This is a genomic window from Flavobacterium sp. UBA5153, assembly GCA_002413745.1.
Lineage (GTDB): Bacteria > Bacteroidota > Bacteroidia > Flavobacteriales > Flavobacteriaceae > Flavobacterium.
This window is the reverse complement of sequence record DHXP01000003.1, coordinates 122823-141281: the sequence shown is the minus strand read 5'-3', so window position 1 is coordinate 141281 and position 18459 is coordinate 122823. Positions and strand designations below refer to the sequence as shown.

Here is an 18459-nt window from a genome sequence, read left to right as displayed (position 1 = left end):
TTTTTACAATCCCAAATTCAGGACAAAACTCAATTTTATTGCAATATTATCTTCAAATTTACTCAATTGATTGGGGCCATAACGATAAAATCCTGTCAATCCAATTCCTTTATATATTTGATTGAGTTCTATTCCTGACTCAAAAAAACCTTTGTCCAAGGTTTTGTAATTGATTCCTATATGTTGTTCCGGGTTTTTCATATTTCCCCAGGCCATTCTGGAAACAAGAACCAATGACGGTTTTATTTTTTTGAATAAGCCAATACGATTTAAACTGTGCTTGAATTGTAAAAACGCATATTGGCTGGAGAAAAATTCATTAAAAAACATCGTCTCAAAACTGTTCCTCCCCGCAAAAGTAATCCTTTGAATAATGGTTTCTTTGGTAATGTTATTGGGTGAAGTGTTGTACAAATGGGTAATTGGAATGTCGCCAAAAGCATATCCAGATTGAAAAAGCAGGTTTGTTTTTTGACCATTCAAATATTTTTTTTCAAATTCTGTTTTAAAGTCTATTTTACCAAATACAAAGTCGTTGCCCCAAGTTTTTGGCAAGGATTGCGTGTATTGAAAAGTGAATTTTGGAAAGCGCTTTTCCACTTCAATCCGCCCCGTTGGAGTTTGCATATAATTGCTGAAAGGATTCCATTGCAAAGAAACCATCGCCGTTGTCATGGTATAAATAGTGTATAGTTTGCCGTTTAAGTTATAAATATAATTAAATTTGGGTTCAACAATAGCGTGTGAAAACTCCAAAATACTCTCGGTTTTGGGAATGATTTTGGTTTCCATAAATGTTTTCCAACTGACATAATTATAAAACGTGCTAATATTTATGGGTCTTGGGTCATAAATTTTAAAAATTCGTTTGTCAACCGCAAATGTGGTACTGGCGATTTCCCGAACATCATCAGTATAAGAAGCACCAATCCAGGAATTTGACAATTTGTCTATTCGCGTTGCCATTCCCAGATTGTATTTAAAATTTCCGTCTTTCGTTCCGTATGCCGAATAACCTTCGATTCTGAATTTTCTTGAAAACTTTTCATTAGTGACACCACCAAGTCCTAACCGAAAACCTTCGTAATTATTGTAACTGAATATTTTGCGTAAATCCAAATCAAAGAATCCTACAGGCAAATAACCGTTGATGATTTTTCTGCCAAAACGCAATCGGCTTTCGATTCGTTTTTTTACGGAAATGCTGTCAAGAACCAAATAAGTTTTTTGGCTTCGAATATCCAGACTGTCCTTCCTATAACTATTCCAAAAACTTTCGGGTCTATTGACGGCATCCTCTTTTATTTCGATTGAAATCGCCGACTTTTTTATTTGTATCGGAATGTTGTAATTAATGTCGAAATTATTGGTTTGCGAAAGTAAATAAACATAATCCGAGGCTGCTTTTTTATGAGGTTTGGAATCTTCTTCCAAGTCGCCTTCAAATTGAATGGTTCCGCCCAGAATTTTAATGTCGTCATCATTTTTCCCCTTTACGATTTTGAAAGTTTTTTGAATTGGAAACCATAAATTTTCCTTTGGAATGTATTGAAATTCATGGATTCCGCTAATGTCAAGAACGCCTTTTATTCGCATTACGGCTTTGGCAATTGCATAATTATTTTGGTCAATGTAAATCACGCCTTCCAGTCCCGATGCTTTTCTTTTCTTTTTGTTTTTAAAATATACCATATATGTATTTCTTCCATTTATGGATACGGTATCGAGTAATTTATAATTGTAATCTTGCAAAGCATCGTTGGCAATTGGACTGTTGTACTTGGTTTCAAAAAGTTCGTAACTCGAATCATAAATGGAAAAAGACTGTAGGTTAAAGGCGATAACTTCATAAATAGGCTGTTTAAAACCCGCCATTTTTGTGCCTAATATGGTTTCTTTTAATTTAGGATTGTCGAATTGGTACTGCGAAACTTTTTCCGTTTGAAACAAGTGATGCTTGCTTATGATTTCTTTAAATTTATAATTGGAGGAATCAATTTTAGTGAATTTTTTCCCTATGGATTTCTCAACGAATACAGAATCTATTCGTCCGTCTATTGAATCGGGATTGGCCGTTACGATGAGCTTATTATAGGATTTAAATTCAAAACTGTTCAACTTTTTTTGCGGATTGTTGGCATTTTTGTTTGCGATTACTTTCTTGATAATTGTCAATGCCGGATTTTCATTTGAAACCACGACTTCCTTCAAATCATCCCTTTTTGGGGAAAGAAATACTGTGTAAAAAGGTTTGTCATTTACAATAACAACTGTTGATTTGGTGAATCCAATGTAAGAAACATCAAAAGAAACAATTCTTTTTAAAGATAAAAGGCTAAACTTTCCGTCCACATCCGAAATGGTGTTTGTGCCATCATTTGCAGTAATCGTTGCGAAAGGCAACGGTTTATTAGCAGAAGATTCTTTCACGATTCCGTTTACCCGAAATTGCGCCTGAAGCGAAAATGTAAAAAAGAAAAACAGTAAACATAAATGCTTCATAAAAAAAGGGTTTACAAGACGCCAACAATCTCATTTTATTCTGACAAAAATAAGAATAAAAAATCCGCACGAAGCGGATTTGATATTGTTTTATTGAAAGTTACACTTTCATGATTTCGGCTTCCTTGTGAACAAGAAGTTCATCAATTTTTTTGATATAACTATTGGTTAAATTTTGCACCTCATCTTCGGCGCTTTTACAAACGTCTTCGGATGTTCCTTCTTTTTCCAATTTTTTAATGTCGGAATTAGCGTCCTTACGGGCATTTCTAATTCCTATTTTTGCATCCTCGGCTTCTGATTTTGCCTGTTTTGCAAGGTCACGTCTTCGTTCTTCGGTCAATGGAGGGACGCTGATTATGATTACATCACCGTTGTTCATTGGATTGAAACCAATGTTGGCCACCATAATCGCTTTCTCGATAGGCTGCAACATTTTCTTTTCGAAAGGTTGTAAAGTAATCGTCCTTGCATCGGGCACATTTATATTTGAGACTTGCGAAAGCGGTGTCGCCGCTCCATAATAATCAACAAAAACGCTTCCCAACATGGCTGGATTTGCTTTTCCGGCACGAATATTCAAGAATGCTTTCTCTAAATGTGCTATAGAACCCGCCATAGATTCTTGGGTACTGTCTAAAATAAATTCAATTTCTTCAGTCATAATTTTCAGATTTGCTTCGCCTGTTCGCCATTCTGGCTCGAGTCAGATTTCAGATTTCAGATTTCAGATTTTTTTCACTGCCATCTGTTAACTGACATCTGCTATTTATATATTCACTTCTGTTCCTATGTTTTCGCCTTCACAAATCTTCAATAAATTACCCGATTTGTTCATATCAAAAATCACGATGGGTAATTTATTCTCCTGGCTTAAAGTGAATGCAGTAGTGTCCATTACATTTAATCCTTTTTTTAATACGTCTTCAAACGAGATAAAATCAAATTTCACGGCAGATTTATTTTTTTCGGGATCAGAATCATAAACGCCGTCTACCCGAGTTCCTTTCAGAATCACGTCGGCGTGAATTTCCACACCACGCAAAACAGCTGCGGTATCGGTAGTGAAATAGGGGTTTCCTGTTCCGGCGCCAAAAATAACGATTCTGCCTTTTTCAAGATGGCGAACGGCTCTTCTTTTTATATATGGCTCGGCGATAGCCTCCATTTTTAAGGCAGTTTGCAAACGGGTCAACATTCCTTTTTCCTCGAGTGCGCCCTGCAATGCCATGCCGTTAATAACAGTGGCCAACATTCCCATATAGTCGCCTTGAACGCGATCCATACCGTTACTTGCACCGGCAACGCCCCTAAAAATATTTCCTCCGCCTATCACGATGGCAATTTCTACCCCTTTGTCATGAACTTTTTTGATTTCATCGGCATACTCGGCTAGTCTTACAGGATCAATACCATATTGTCGATCGCCCATTAATGCTTCGCCACTTAATTTTAGAAGAATTCTTTTGTACTTCATTACTTTGTTTAGTTGAGTTGTGCAAATATAGTTATATTCTGATTTTTTAAAAAATTAATAATTGGGTTTATTTTTAATGTCAATCGGTAGAAAATATTTTTTTTGAATGTAATAAATGTTACCCAACTTTCTTTTTTATAGAGGTAATTTTGTGTAAGATAAAAAAGAATAATATGAAAACGACAGTTGCCAAAGCATTATTTAACAGTTATACGTATCCTGTATATAGAAAAATAGTTTCTGATTTATTGGTTGAAGGAAAATCCACTGGAAATGAGCAATCAGAAAATCTGACTCATTACAGCACTTTGAATGAAACGCGAATGAATCGTTTGGAGAAAACAATGAAAATTACCGATGAAAACCTCTCGAAATTACAATCGCTAAAAAATGAATACATTTGGTTAGTTATCGCCGAAGGCTGGTGTGCCGATGGAGCGCAGTTATTGCCGGTTTTCAACAAAATGGCAAATGAATCAGACAAAATTGAGTTGAAAATTGTTTTGCGTGATGAAAACGAGGATTTGATGAATTTGTTTTTGACCAATGGAACAAGGGCTGTTCCAAAATTGATTATTGTAAATAAAGAAACGGGAAATGTTTGCGGTAATTGGGGGCCAAGACCTAAAGGAGCCAACGATTTAATTAGAAACTATAAGGAGAAATTTGGAATTGTAGATGAAACTGCAAAAGCCGATTTACAATTGTGGTATTTGCACGATAAAGGCGTTTCTACCCAAGATGAGTTGATTGATTTGATGCTTGATTTGGAACAATAGAATCTTCAAACAAGGTGACGTCCATAGCATTTAAAACATCGTAATCGCCAATTTTTGTTCTTCGCAACGCCATCAAGTGTGAACCGGAATCCATCACTTTTCCAAAGTCGATTTCTGTTGGTGCGATTTTGCTGTTTATTCGATAAAGGTTTGGGTGCGCAACATAAAATTATTGCCCTGATGTAAAATATGAAATCATAAGTTTTTTATTTAACGATTAATTTTGTTTTTATTAATTTTTTTTGTAAATTAGTACTTGCTAACCAAGTCTATTATTTATTGTTAATTTACTTTTTTATTGGTGTTTAAATATTGTTTCACAATCAAAAAAACATCGTCATGAAAAAGCTATTTGAAAGAATTTATGATTATTTATCATACTCACTATTTGGAGGTAAAAACGCAACTAATTATTTAACTAATAGCGTGCCAAGTAGGTAAAAAGAGTATGGATTAAAATTACTTTAATTTTAGAAAAAACACATCGCAAATTCTATTTAGTATTTGTCATGTGTTTTTGCTTTTTGCTTATAATTGAGGCACTAGACTTTGTTCGAATAAAGTCACATCCATGGCTCCTTTCACATCGTAATCGCCAATTTTTGTTCTTCGCAACGCCGTCAAGTGTGAGCCCGAATCCATAGCTTTTCCAAAATCAAAAGCCAAGGAGCGAATATAAGTTCCCTTGCTGCAAACGACTCTAAAATCGATTTCGGGAAGTGCGATTCGCGTGATTTCGAATTCGTGGATTGTTGTTTTTCTAGTTGCTATTTCTACAGTTTCTCCAGCACGAGCGTGTTCATAAAGGCGGATTCCGTCTTTTTTTATGGCTGAAAAAATGGGTGGTTTTTGGTCAATTTCTCCCAAAAATTGTTTCACGGTTTCGTGAATTAAGCCTTCGTCAATATGCGAAGTTGCGAAAGTTTCGTCTATTTCGGTTTCTAAATCGTACGATGGCGTTGTTGCCCCAATGTAGAAAGTTCCCGTGTATTCTTTGGCTTGACCTTGAAGTTCAGTAATTCTTTTGGTGAATTTTCCTGTGCAAACCAGCAACAATCCGGTTGCCAAAGGATCTAGAGTTCCCGCATGACCAATTTTGATTTTCTTTAAACCCAACTTGCTTTTCAAAGCCCATTTCATTTTATTCACTGCCTGAAAAGACGTCCAATGCAAAGGCTTGTCGATGAGTAAAATTTGTCCGTTTAGGAAATCTTCGGCTGACATTAAATTACTGTCAAAGGATGAATGAAAAAGTGGATCGCCAATAGTGCAATTCCAGCAACAATCCGGTAATAACCAAATACTTTGAAACCGTGTTTGGTCAAAAAATCAATAAAAGATTTAATGGCTAAAAGTGCCACAATAAAGGCAATGACATTTCCTATAATCAAAAAATTGATTTGGTCGTGAGACAGCACAAGTCCATCTTTGTAATAATCATAACATTTCTTCGCTGTCGCACCAAGCATGGTTGGCACTGCCAGGAAGAATGAAAATTCAGCGGCAGTTGTTCGAGATAATTTCTGCGACATCCCACCCACGATGCTTGCGCCGCTTCGGGAAACGCCGGGAACCATTGCCAGACATTGGAATAAACCTATTTTAAAAGCTTGTAAATAACTGATTTCGTTTGAGGTTTGAATTTCCTCAGAACCGGTAAACCAATCATCAACTTTTAATAAAATAATTCCACCAATCAAGAGAGAAACGGCAACCGTTAAAGGACTCTCCAATAAAGCATCTATTTTTTTACTGAACAGTAAACCAAAAACCACGGCAGGGATAAATGCCACCAATAATTTAAAATAGAAATCGAAAGTTTGGAAGAATCGTTTGAAATATAAAACCACGACTGAAAGTATGGCTCCCAATTGAATCACAATCGTAAAAAGTTTGGTAAAATCATCATGTTCAATGCCAAAAAAAGAAGAGGCAAGAATCATGTGGCCTGTTGAAGAAACCGGTAAAAACTCGGTAATTCCTTCAATGATGGCAAGAACAATAGTTTGAAAAGTATTCATTTATGCTTTTTTTGGATTTTTAAGAATAGCGTAAATGGTGATTCCAAAACCTATCAAAACGGTTGTTGGGGCCAGGCGAATTCTTCTGAAATTAAAAATGGCTTCGCTAAACACCTTTGGATCGTCGCTTCCGCCACCAGACATTAAAACAAATCCCAAGGCAATCACGGCAATACCAATCAATAGAATTTTGTAATTTATTTTCTCAAAGAGAAATTCGTGTTTTTGTTCGTTTTTTTGTTCTTGTTTTTTCATCATTTTTTATAAAAAAGCGTAAATCTAATATTGTAAATTAATAAAGGTCGTCTGTTCTTAAATTCAAAAAGCGCTGTGTCGCAAAATAAGTGCTCACCCAAGTAATTAATACTCCAATGCCAAAAACCAACAGCAACACAATTCCAACGAGTAATTTGTTGTCAAGAATGCCTAAATCCGGGAAATTAACCTGAAGGTAAGCCAATACCCCTATCAATGCAAGAACGGCTAAACCCGCGCCTATCATGCCTAATTTTATACTTCGCATCACAAATGGTTTTCTGATAAATGCCTTTGTGGCACCCACCATTTGCATGGTTTTGATAATAAAACGATTGGAATGAATGGATAAACGCAAAGAACTATTGATTAATAAAACAGCAATAAACGTCAGAAAACCGCTGATTATCAAAATCCACATACTCACTTTTTTGATGTTGTCGTTTACTAAATTTACTAATTGCTTATCATAAACAATATCCGAAACCATTGCATTTTTACGAATACGGCTTTCGATTTTTACGATGCTGTCTTTAACTACATAATCAGCTTTGAGGTTGATGTCGAACGAATTTTGCAAAGGATTCGTGCCCAGAAAAGTCATAAAATCTTCTCCAATAATGTCAGTATGTTGCTTTGCGGCAGTTTCTTTGGAAACAAACACAAACGATTTTGCAAAAGGAGCGGTTTTTAGTTCTCCTCCAAAAGCCTTCAAAATGCTATCATTGGCATCGTTCTTGAAAAACACCGTCATCGCAATTTTTTCTTTAAAATCGTCGGCCAGTTTTTTAGAATTTATAATAAAAAACCCCAATATTCCCAATAGAAATAACACCAAGAATACACTTAGCACTACCGAGAAATAAGAGGAAATTAACCTGCGTTTTTGAAATTTATCAAATGAAGAAGCCATAGTTTACTGTAATTATGGGGTAAAAATAACAAAGAATTTCTTTATTTAAAGTTAATAACGCTCAAACTTTCAACTTTCGTACAATAAATGTAAATTTGCGACCTAATTTTATTAGTAAATTAAACATCCTTTCCAGGTTTTGAATGCTGAAGGGCTTATATAAAAATATGAAATACAATCCGAACGAAATAGAAGCCAAATGGCAAAAATATTGGGCCGAAAATCAAACTTTTGCAGCTCAGAATAATTCAGAAAAACCAAAATATTATGTTTTGGATATGTTCCCTTATCCGTCAGGAGCGGGGTTGCACGTTGGGCATCCGCTGGGTTACATCGCTTCGGATGTGTATTCCCGATACAAAAGACATCGCGGTTTTAATGTTTTGCATCCAATGGGTTATGACAGTTTTGGATTACCTGCTGAACAATATGCGATACAAACCGGTCAACGTCCGGAAGACACGACTTCGGTAAATATTGACGGTGGCGTTGACAAAGAAGGAAATATAATTGCCGGTTACAGAAAACAACTCGATAAAATTGGGTTTTCATTCGATTGGAGCCGCGAAGTACGCACTTCGAATCCGGATTATTACAAACATACGCAGTGGATTTTCATCCAATTATTCAATTCTTGGTACAATAAAAATACGGACAAAGCGTCAGCTATTTCGACCTTGATTGCCCTTTTCGAAAAAGAAGGAAATGCAAACGTAAATGCGGTTTGCGATGATAATATCAATCCGTTTTCGTCAAACGAATGGAACGCTTTTTCGTCAGAAGACCAACAAAAAATACTATTACAATACAGATTGACTTATCTCGCCGAAACCGAAGTGAACTGGTGTCCTGGATTGGGAACGGTTTTGGCAAATGACGAAATCGTGAACGGAGTTTCGGAACGTGGTGGTTTCGCAGTGATTCGCAAGAAAATGACCCAATGGAGTATGCGAATTTCTGCTTATGCGGAACGTTTGTTGCAAGGATTAAATGAAATCGATTGGAGTGAAAGCATCAAGGAAAGCCAAAGAAATTGGATTGGAAAGTCGGTTGGAGCGATGGTTTCTTTTAATGTCATCCCGAGCGCAGTCGAGGAAACAGCAAGTATTGGGGAATTACGTAATAATCCAACCGAGGCTGAAAAAATGTTATGGTTAAATTTAAAAGCGGAAGCATTAGATTCTGAATTTGTACAGCAACATTTAATTGATGACTATATTGTAGATTTTGTATGCCTGCCTAAAAAACTAATTATTGAAGTCGATGGAGGAATTCTTTATACGACTCAACAAAAAACGGATGCAGCAAGTACAAAAGTTCTTGCTGAAAAAGGGTTTAAAGTAATTCGTTTTAATACTAAAGAAATTCTAAACAATATTGATAGCGTTTTAAATATTATTAAACACGAATTGCACAACGCCGTTGTTTCTCCTTCCGAATCTAAAGGGATTGCGGTTTTCACCACTCGTCCCGACACCATCTTCGGCGTTACGTTTATGACATTGGCACCAGAACATCCTTTGGTTCAGGAAATCACCACTCAAGAATGTCGTGAAAATGTGGAAGCTTATATCGAAAAAACGGCAAAACGTTCCGAAAGAGAACGGATGGCCGATGTAAAAACCATTTCGGGAGTTTTTACCGGTGCGTATGCCGAACACCCGTTTACGAAAGAACCAATTCCGGTTTGGATTGGCGATTATGTTCTCGCAGGTTACGGAACTGGCGCTGTTATGGCGGTTCCTTGTGGCGACGAAAGAGATTATGCTTTTACCAATTTCTTCAAAGGTCAAAACGGAATGCCTGAAATCAAGAATATTTTTGCGAATGTTGATATTTCGGCAGCAGCTTACGGTTCGAAAGACAATGTTGTTATTGCCAATTCTGATTTCCTAAACGGATTAACTTATAAAGAAGCAACCAAAAAAGTAATTTCAGAACTCGAAAAAATAAATCAAGGAAAGGGAAAAATCAATTACCGTTTGCGTGATGCGGTTTTCTCTCGCCAAAGATATTGGGGCGAACCGTTTCCTGTATATTATGTGAATGGCTTGCCGCAAATGATTGATGCGAAACACTTGCCAATCGTGTTGCCGGAAGTGGAGAAATACTTGCCAACCGAAGACGGATTGCCTCCATTAGGGAATGCTCTGGTTTGGGCTTGGGATAGCGTAAACAATAAAGTGGTCGAAACGAATTTGGTCGACAACAAAACGATTTTTCCATTAGAATTGAACACGATGCCGGGTTGGGCGGGAAGTTCTTGGTATTGGATGCGTTATATGGATGCGCACAACGAAAACGAATTTGCCGGCAAAGATGCCTTGAAATATTGGGAAAGCGTGGATTTATACATTGGCGGAAGCGAACACGCCACCGGACATTTATTGTATTCTCGTTTTTGGAACAAATTCCTGAAAGACAAAGGTTTTGCCCCAACCGAAGAACCATTCAAAAAACTGATTAATCAGGGAATGATTTTGGGAATGAGTGCGTTTGTGTATAGAATTGATGAAATTTTTATAAACGAATTTGAGATAATTGAAGCTGATAAAAGTGGAATTAAAAAAGGTAGCATTGGGAAACATGTTAAAGATATAAAGTTAAATCAATCAATTTTTTTGAGTAATAATATTTCGGATTTTAAAAAGTATTTGAAAAGCAAAGGAATTGATGATAAGGAATTTCCGTTAGATGTAGTAAAAGATTTTAATAAGATAAAGAATCTGGCTTTTAAAAATTCTACAAAAGTAGAAGATGAAAAGTATTTTGAAGATGATGGTAAATATGTGACAAGTTATGTTATTTCTCCAATTCACGTTGACGTTTCAATGGTGAATTCTTCAGATGAATTAGATGTTGAAAAATTCAAAAACTGGAGAGAAGATTATGCTGATGCAGAATTCATCACCGAAGAAAACGGAAAATACATCGTAGGTCGTGAAATCGAAAAAATGTCTAAATCCAAATACAATGTGGTAACGCCGGATGACATCTGTAACGAATACGGTGCAGATACGTTGCGTTTGTACGAAATGTTCTTAGGGCCATTGGAACAGGCGAAACCTTGGAATACGGCAGGAATTTCGGGAGTTTTTGGTTTCCTTAAAAAATTATGGCGTTTGTATTTTGATGACAATGGTTTAATTGTAACCAACGACGAACCAACAAAAGACAACTTAAAATCATTGCATAAAACCATCAAAAAAGTAGCAGAAGATATCGAGAATTTCTCTTTCAACACTTCGGTTTCGCAGTTTATGATTTGCGTGAATGAATTGTCGACCCAAAATTGTCACGAACGTGCGATTCTGGAACCATTGACCATATTGATTTCGTCTTATGCGCCGCATATTGCCGAGGAATTGTGGAGTCAATTAGGAAATTCAGGTTCAATTTCTACGGTGGATTTTCCAATATTGGACGAAAAACATTTGGTGGAAAGCAGCAAGGAATATCCAGTTTCTTTCAACGGGAAAATGCGTTTCACCATAGAATTGCCTTTGGATTTATCCAAGGAACAAATCGAGGAAATCATTATGAAGGACGAAAGAACCTTGAAACAATTGGACGGGAAAATTCCAAACAAGATAATCATTGTTCCGGGTAAGGTGATAAATTTGGTGGGGTAGAGACGCACCGTAGAGACGCACTGCAGTGCGTCTCTACAAAAACACATAATGTCAAATTGGCATTCAAAAATTTGGCTTTAAATTTGATATAATGTTCTAAATTAATATCCTAAAATAGAAATTATGGGAATGAGTTATTTAGTTTTGGCGGGAGCAATTATGCTCGTAAGCTGGTTGATAAGCAACCAATTGAAAAACAAGTTTGAAAAATACTCCAAATTGCAATTGCAAAACGGAATGTCCGGACAGGAAATCGCCGAAAAAATGCTCGCTGATCACGGAATTCGCGATGTAAAAGTGATTTCGGTAGCAGGACAATTAACGGATCATTATAATCCAGTTGACAAAACAGTCAACTTGAGCGAAGCAGTTTTTAACCAACGAAATGCGGCTGCGGCTGCAGTTGCTGCCCACGAATGTGGTCACGCCGTACAACACGCAACGGCTTACAGTTGGTTGACAATGCGTCCCAGTTTGGTTCCGGTTGTCAATGTTGCATCGACTTATATGCAGTGGATTTTGATTGGAGGAATTTTGATGATGCGAACTTTTCCTCAACTTTTATTGGTGGGAATCGTGATTTTTGCCGCTACCACTTTGTTTTCGATTGTTACTTTGCCGGTGGAATATGATGCGAGTAATCGGGCTCTGGCTTGGTTAGAAAATAAAAATATGCTTTCACAAGAGGAACAAACTGGGGCAAAAGATGCACTAAAATGGGCCGCGAGAACCTATGTTGTTGCCGCTTTAGGATCGATTGCATCCTTGATGTATTACATTTCGATTTTCAACAGAAGGTAAATACAGGATATTTAAAAAACACAATCCGTCTCGATTTTATTGAGGCGGATTTTTTATTTATTCTAAAAGCTACAGTTGAATCTGTCTGTCGATTTGTTGATCCAAGGAAATGAAAGTTTCTGTTCTTGAAACGCCTTCGATGGCCTGAATTCGGGTATTCAACAAATGCATCAAATGCTCGTTGTCACGACAAATAATTTTTATCAAAATGGACCAGTTTCCCGTGGTGTAATGGCATTCCAAGACTTCTGGAATTTTTCTAAGATCTTTTACGGCTTCCGCATTTCGTGCCGCTTTGTCCAGATAAACCCCAACAAACGCCATCGTATTATAGCCCAAAACTTTATGGTTTACCACTAATTTAGAACCTGATATCACACCCGATTGTTCCAGTTTTCGAAGCCGTTGATGGATGGCGGCTCCGGAAATTCCTATTTTTTTGGTCACAGAGATAGTTAAAACTATGCACTTTAGTGCATCTACCTTTCAGGTTCTAAAAACATTTACCGCAAATTCGCAAATTATTTTTTTTACTTTTATGGGTTCACTTAAATTTGCGAATTTGCGGTTTAATTTTTTTATGTTTTTCAGCCGTGCAGACTTTCAGTCTGCTAAACCGAAACTATGGACTTTAAGTCCATAGTGGTTTATTGGCAATTTGAAGGATTGGTTTTCGGGCATCTTCCATCAGGAAACGTAAAATTTCTTTGTCGATTCCGTCTATTTCTACAATGAGAGAGTTGATTTTCATAAGTTGCTATTTGAAACTAAAGTTTAGGATTTAGTTTAAATTGAAAATCAAATTTAGGCAAAAAACAAATAATAAAAAAAAGGGTAAGAATTTATTTAAAGATTGGGACATAAAAAAAACCGCGATTTCGCGGTTTTTTTGTAATTTTTATTTCGAAAAGGAACTTGAATGAGTGTTTATTTTGCTTTATTCACGTCATTGATATATTTTTCCAATGCCATTGACATCGATGGTGTTTCGGGAGTTGGGGCAAGAATATCAATTCTTAAACCACTATCTAATGCCTCTTTTTGGGTTGAACTTCCAAAAACGGCAATTCGGGTGTTGTTTTGTTTGAAATCCGGAAAATTCATAAATAATGATTTTATTCCAGTTGGGCTAAAGAAAGCTAAAACATCATAATACACATCGGCTAAATCAGACAAATCGCTCATAACCGTTCTATAAAAGACAGCTTGTGTCCAATCTACTTTTAGGTTATTGAGGGTTATTGGTGCGTCTGCATTCAATTGGTCTGAAGCGGGCAACAAGAATTTTTCGTCTTTGTATTTTTTTATCAATGGCGATAAATCGGCAAAATCTTTTGGGCCAACGTAAATTTTACGTTTACGGTATACCACGTATTTTTGTAGGTAGAATGCAACTGCTTCAGATTGACAGAAATATTTTAACCCTTCAGGAACTTTGTAACGCATTTCATCTGCAACCCTAAAAAAGTGATCCACAGAGTTTTTACTCGTTAATATAATTGCGGTAAAATTATTAAGATCAATTTTTTGAAGTCTGATTTCTTTTGCGCTAACACCTTCTACGTGGATAAAACATCTGAAATCAATTTTTACTTTATGCTTTTGTTGGAGCTCAAAGTAAGGAGAATTTTCCACTTTAGGCTCTGGCTGTGACACCAAAATTGTTTTCACTTTCATATTTAATATTTTCTAAGTAACGCCTTTTGTAAACCAATAATACATAAAATAATACGGTGCTATTTCAAGAGCGCAAAGATATAAAATAAAATAAAACAACTTGTCGAATATTGAATTTTGATAACTTTTTATTGATACAAAATAAGTTAATAGGTTTATTGTTAGAACGATAGCTATAAGTAATATCAGAATATTTTTTGATATTGTGTCATAATAGAATAGAATAACGTTAATTGGCAGTATAAATAATCCAATATAAGTTCTATAAGTAACTTTTTGCAGGTTGAATTGGTCAATAAATTCATCAATATTGAATGCAGTGGCAATAATTTTCTCGATTAAATACTTGGATAAAATAAAAAAAACAAGGAAAGTAATTATTTGAATATAGAGAATCCAATCTGTTTTTGAAGCATAACCAAAATAACCCATCGAAAGTTGGATGAAGAAGGCGAAAGAAATCACTTGAACAAAAAACAATGAAATGGTAAAGCCACTTTTAAGGTGACTGCCGTCTCTATATACTTTTGTGTATTTGTCCGAATAAATTAATTTTGCAAAGTCTGAAAATCGGTTCTCAAAAACCGATTTGGTTATAGCGATTGTGGCAAATGCCATTGTAAATAAGACCGTTGCCCAATCTTTATTTTCGATTATTCTTGGATGAAGTATATTTTCAATCATAGCGATGCAAAATTACTGATTTTTTATTTCATTCTTTTTATTATAATTTTATTATGAATCAAATGGCATAAAAAGTTTACTTTTGCGTTGAAATTACTCAAAATATGAACGATTGTATTGTTATAATTCCTACCTATAACGAAATTGAAAACATCGAAAGCATCATTAGATCAGTGCTTTCCCAACATAAACCTTTTCACGTTCTTGTCATTGACGACAATTCGCCAGATCATACCGCAGAAAAAGTAATTATGCTTCAATCGGAATTTGAGGGGAGATTGTTTTTAGAAAAAAGAGCAGGAAAACTAGGCCTTGGAACAGCCTATGTGCACGGTTTTAAGTGGGCTTTGGAGCGCAAGTATGAATTTGTTTTCGAGATGGATGCCGATTTTTCGCACAATCCAAATGATTTGGAAAAATTGTATGATGCCTGTCATTTTGGTGGCGCTGATTTAGCTATTGGTTCTCGTTATGTGACAGGTGTAAATGTTGTAAACTGGCCTTTAAGTCGGGTGTTGATGTCTTATTTTGCATCGGTTTACGTGCAGTTCATTACAGGAATGAAAATACATGATGCCACGGCGGGTTTTATTTGTTATAAAAGACAAGTGCTTGAAGGAATCAATTTAGATAAAATAAAATTTGTGGGCTATGCCTTTCAAATTGAAATGAAATACAGAACATTTTGCAAGAATTTTGAAATTGTCGAAGTTCCCATTATTTTTACGGACAGAACAAAAGGACAGTCTAAAATGAGCAGTGCCATTTTTAAAGAAGCTGTTCTGGGAGTTATATCTCTCCGGTTAAAAAAATTAGTCAACATCTTATAAGAAAAAACACAATGAACAGGGTTTTAATCAAGAATGCCAAAATTGTAAATGAAGGAAAGATTTTTGAAGGCGATGTGTTAATTGAGAACGACTTAATCGTTGAAATTTCTGAAAGCATAAGTCCTAAATCATCCGAATGCAAGATTATTGATGCCGAAGGGAATTATTTGATTCCGGGTGCCATTGACGACCAGGTACATTTTAGGGAACCTGGACTTACTTATAAAGGGGACATAGAATCAGAATCCAAGGCGGCAGTTGCCGGAGGAATCACTTCTTATATAGAGCAGCCCAACACGATACCCAATGCGGTAACGCAGGAAATTTTGGAGCAAAAATACCAATTGGCTTCCGAGAAGTCCTATGCGAATTATTCGTTTATGATGGGTGCAACTAATGATAATTTAGACGAAGTTCTAAAAACAAACCCTAGGAATGTTGCGGGAATAAAAATATTTTTAGGTTCATCAACAGGAAATATGTTGGTCGATAATGAAGCCGTTTTAGAAAAAATATTTTCAAGCACGCCGATGCTTATTGCGGTACATTGTGAAGATGAAGCCACAATCCAAAAAAACTTGGCAAAATACAAAGCGGAATTTGGCGAGGATGTTCCGGTAACGGTGCATCATCTTATTCGTAGCGAGGAGGCTTGTTATATTTCCTCTTCAAAAGCCGTTGCTTTGGCCAAAAAAACGGGTGCACGATTGCATATTTTTCATCTTTCGACCGCCAAGGAAATGGATTTATTTACCAATAAAATCCCATTGGAAGACAAGAAAATCACAGCCGAAGTTTGTATCCATCATTTGTGGTTTACCAATGAGGATTATAAAACCAAAGGCAATTTGATAAAGTGGAATCCTGCCGTAAAAACAGCCAATGATCGAAAAGTTTTATGGGAAGCCCTGCTTGATGGTAGAATTGACGTTATTGCCACAGACCACGCACCACACACCCTAGAAGAAAAAAAACAATCCTATTTAAAAGCACCTTCTGGTGGACCATTAGTGCAGCATGCTGTAGTGGCAATGTTTGAGGCCTACCATCAAGGCAAAATTAGCATTGAAAAAATCGTGGAAAAAATGTGCCATAATCCAGCCAAGATTTTCAAAATTGAAAAGCGTGGTTTTATCAAAAAAGGATATTATGCTGATTTGGTTATTGTAAATCCTGGAATGCCATGGAATGTAAATAAAGAGAATATCATCTCTAAATGTGGATGGTCGCCGTTTGAGGGATTTACTTTTAAATCTAGAATTACCCATACCTTTGTAAATGGACAATTGGTTTATTCTGCCTTTAAAGTAAAAGATATTCGTGCCGGAAAACGATTGTTGTTTGATAGATAAATAATGCAATAAAGATGAAAAAAATAATTCCATTTTTAGTCCTTTTAACAATTCTATTTAGTTGTAAAAATGAGATTATCAAAAAACCAAATAATCTTATCGAAAAGGAGAAAATGGTAAATGTGATGTATGATTTATCCATTTTGGAAGCCATAAGAAATCAAAATCCGAATTCTTTGGAGACCCGTAAAATAAATCCAACCGAATATATTTATAAAAAGTATAAAATTGACAGTATTCAATTTGTTCAAAGCAATGCCTATTATGCCTCTGATTACAAGGAGTATAAATTAATGTATGATCAGGTTAAATCACGATTAGACAAGAGAAAATCTTTGGTGGAATCCCTGGTTAAGATTGAAAGCAAGAAAAGCAAGGCACGAAAAATAGCAGAAGGGAAATTAAAAGCCAAAAAAGAAGCTGATTCAATAAAAAAGGCAAAACAAGAGCTGAAAATTACGAGAGATGCAGATTCAATAAAAAGAATCAAAGAAAGAAACCTGAGTTTATAAACTTGAAATTTCTTTTATATACTGATGAATATCTATAAATTCAATGTCTAAAGTGCTTTTGATTTTTTCATTGGAATACAGATTTTTAGAAAAAGAAGCTTTGGCGGTAGCACGATCCAAATGCCTTTTTTGTCCAAAAATAGTTGAAAAAAGCCAGTCAATTCTCCACAAAATCTCCATCATTAAAGGGCTTAAATAGATCGAAGGTTTTTTTGTTTTGGAGGCTTTAGCAATAGTGTTGAAAAAGTCCCTGAAAACAATGTTTTGTGCAATTAGGGTATATCGCTCATTTTCTGTTTCGTTTTTCATCAACTCGGACATAATTTTAACGACATCCGTAACCGCAACAAATCCCGTACGGCCTTTGGTGTAAAACGGCAATCCATTTTGCACATTCTTGAAAAGTTTTCCGCTTCCTTGTTCTTGAAAACCAGGGCCAATTATAACTCCAGGATTTACAATTACTGCATTTAGACCTTCTTGTTGTCCGCGCCAAATTTCCATTTCGGCACCATATTTAGAAATGGCATAATCGCTATGAGGCTTTTCAGGATTCCATTCCGTTTCTTCGGTAATGATTTTTTCGTATGCTGCCAAATCACCAAGAGCAGCGATAGAACTAACAAAACACAGCTTTTTTACGGCGTTGGCAATGCAAAAATTGACAATATTTGCCGTGCCTTCGATATTGGTTTTTCTAAGTAAATCTTCGTCTTTAGGATCAAACGAAATCAGGGCGGCACAATGATACACATAATCAATGTTTTCGAAAGTACTTTCCAAGGAGGGCACATCGGTAATGTTAGCTTTTACCCATTCAATTTTTTCAAATAGAGATTCTTTTTTGTAAAGTAAAAATAGAGATTTTGTTTTCTTGATTGTTTCGGCATTTCGATAAATGGCACGAACGTTTTCTCCATTTTCAATTAAATGAAGCAATAAATGTGTACCAACCAATCCCGTTCCTCCTGTGACTAAAACCATTTTGTAAATATACTATTTTGCCGTGAAGTCGCAAGGGCGC

16 protein-coding genes and 1 pseudogene are annotated in these 18459 nt (G+C 35.9%); 6 read left to right on the top strand and 11 right to left on the bottom strand.

The genetic code is table 11. The features are described from left to right. Nucleotides 1-3: 3 nt before the first annotated feature. The 3 genes from B2145_RS01050 to pyrH all read right to left on the bottom strand — a co-directional run bounded on the left by B2145_RS01050 (nt 4) and on the right by pyrH (nt 3979). Nucleotides 4-2502, bottom strand: a complete 2499-nt coding sequence (locus B2145_RS01050) for a DUF5686 family protein (protein ID WP_291097234.1) — start codon at nt 2500-2502, stop codon at nt 4-6. 100 nt (nt 2503-2602) lie between these two features. Further along, nucleotides 2603-3166 (bottom strand): ribosome recycling factor, encoded by a 564-nt coding sequence (gene frr / locus B2145_RS01045; RefSeq protein WP_291097232.1) that lies wholly within the window; start codon nt 3164-3166, stop codon nt 2603-2605. A 105-nt stretch (nt 3167-3271) separates the two neighbouring features. Continuing rightward, the gene (gene pyrH / locus B2145_RS01040) at nt 3272-3979 is read right to left on the bottom strand and encodes a UMP kinase (protein WP_291097230.1); all 708 of its coding nucleotides are present in this window, start codon (nt 3977-3979) and stop codon (nt 3272-3274) included. A gap of 173 nt (nt 3980-4152) precedes the next feature. Between pyrH and B2145_RS01035 the strand changes: the two genes are divergently transcribed. After that, nucleotides 4153-4758, top strand: a complete 606-nt coding sequence (locus tag B2145_RS01035; protein ID WP_291097228.1) for a thioredoxin family protein — start codon at nt 4153-4155, stop codon at nt 4756-4758. Nucleotides 4759-5286: 528 nt separating this feature from the next. Here the strand turns inward: B2145_RS01035 and truB are convergent. From truB to B2145_RS01015, 4 genes are read right to left on the bottom strand one after another with little or no spacing between them, the layout of a single operon-like run. Next, complete coding sequence (truB, locus tag B2145_RS01030; protein ID WP_291097226.1) at nt 5287-5982, bottom strand: tRNA pseudouridine(55) synthase TruB; 696 nt, start codon at nt 5980-5982, stop codon at nt 5287-5289. Beyond that, complete coding sequence (locus tag B2145_RS01025) at nt 5982-6779, bottom strand: undecaprenyl-diphosphate phosphatase (RefSeq protein WP_291097224.1); 798 nt, start codon at nt 6777-6779, stop codon at nt 5982-5984. The genes truB and B2145_RS01025 overlap by 1 nt, the downstream gene beginning before the upstream one ends. Then, nucleotides 6780-7034: a DUF3098 domain-containing protein gene (locus B2145_RS01020; protein WP_291097261.1), complete on the bottom strand. Its 255-nt coding sequence runs from the start codon at nt 7032-7034 to the stop codon at nt 6780-6782. It abuts the gene before it with no gap. 37 nt (nt 7035-7071) lie between these two features. Next, on the bottom strand, nt 7072-7947 hold the full coding sequence (locus tag B2145_RS01015) for a cell division protein FtsX (protein ID WP_291097222.1): 876 nt from the start codon (nt 7945-7947) through the stop codon (nt 7072-7074). Between the two features lie 167 nt (nt 7948-8114). On the opposite strand from B2145_RS01015, the gene B2145_RS01010 reads away from it, so the two are divergent. Both B2145_RS01010 and B2145_RS01005 read left to right on the top strand, forming a co-directional pair. Further along, complete coding sequence (locus B2145_RS01010; RefSeq protein WP_291097220.1) at nt 8115-11579, top strand: leucine--tRNA ligase; 3465 nt, start codon at nt 8115-8117, stop codon at nt 11577-11579. A 123-nt stretch (nt 11580-11702) separates the two neighbouring features. Further along, nucleotides 11703-12380, top strand: coding sequence for a zinc metallopeptidase (locus B2145_RS01005; RefSeq protein ID WP_291097218.1), 678 nt, complete (start codon nt 11703-11705; stop codon nt 12378-12380). A 69-nt stretch (nt 12381-12449) separates the two neighbouring features. Here the strand turns inward: B2145_RS01005 and B2145_RS01000 are convergent. From B2145_RS01000 to B2145_RS00985, 3 genes and pseudogenes are all read right to left on the bottom strand, one after another. Next, nucleotides 12450-12821 (bottom strand): annotated as a pseudogene (locus tag B2145_RS01000) (Lrp/AsnC family transcriptional regulator); the annotation flags it as partial. Between the two features lie 486 nt (nt 12822-13307). Then, the gene (locus tag B2145_RS00990; RefSeq protein WP_291097216.1) at nt 13308-14057 is read right to left on the bottom strand and encodes a uroporphyrinogen-III synthase; all 750 of its coding nucleotides are present in this window, start codon (nt 14055-14057) and stop codon (nt 13308-13310) included. Nucleotides 14058-14069: 12 nt separating this feature from the next. Next, on the bottom strand, nt 14070-14741 hold the full coding sequence (locus B2145_RS00985; protein ID WP_291097214.1) for a DUF4271 domain-containing protein: 672 nt from the start codon (nt 14739-14741) through the stop codon (nt 14070-14072). A gap of 104 nt (nt 14742-14845) precedes the next feature. Here B2145_RS00985 and B2145_RS00980 point away from each other — a divergent pair, with 104 nt between their 5' ends. From B2145_RS00980 to B2145_RS00970, 3 genes are read left to right on the top strand one after another with little or no spacing between them, the layout of a single operon-like run. Continuing rightward, the gene (locus B2145_RS00980) at nt 14846-15571 is read left to right on the top strand and encodes a polyprenol monophosphomannose synthase (protein ID WP_291097212.1); all 726 of its coding nucleotides are present in this window, start codon (nt 14846-14848) and stop codon (nt 15569-15571) included. Between the two features lie 11 nt (nt 15572-15582). Beyond that, a complete protein-coding gene (locus B2145_RS00975) occupies nt 15583-16923 on the top strand; it encodes a dihydroorotase (protein ID WP_291097210.1) in 1341 nt (446 codons plus the stop codon). A gap of 14 nt (nt 16924-16937) precedes the next feature. Beyond that, nucleotides 16938-17435, top strand: coding sequence for a DUF4296 domain-containing protein (locus B2145_RS00970; protein ID WP_291097208.1), 498 nt, complete (start codon nt 16938-16940; stop codon nt 17433-17435). Here the strand turns inward: B2145_RS00970 and B2145_RS00965 are convergent. Next, complete coding sequence (locus tag B2145_RS00965; protein ID WP_291097207.1) at nt 17430-18419, bottom strand: NAD-dependent epimerase/dehydratase family protein; 990 nt, start codon at nt 18417-18419, stop codon at nt 17430-17432. The two genes, B2145_RS00970 and B2145_RS00965, sit on opposite strands and share 6 nt — an antisense overlap. Between the last annotated feature and the right edge of the window lie 40 nt (nt 18420-18459).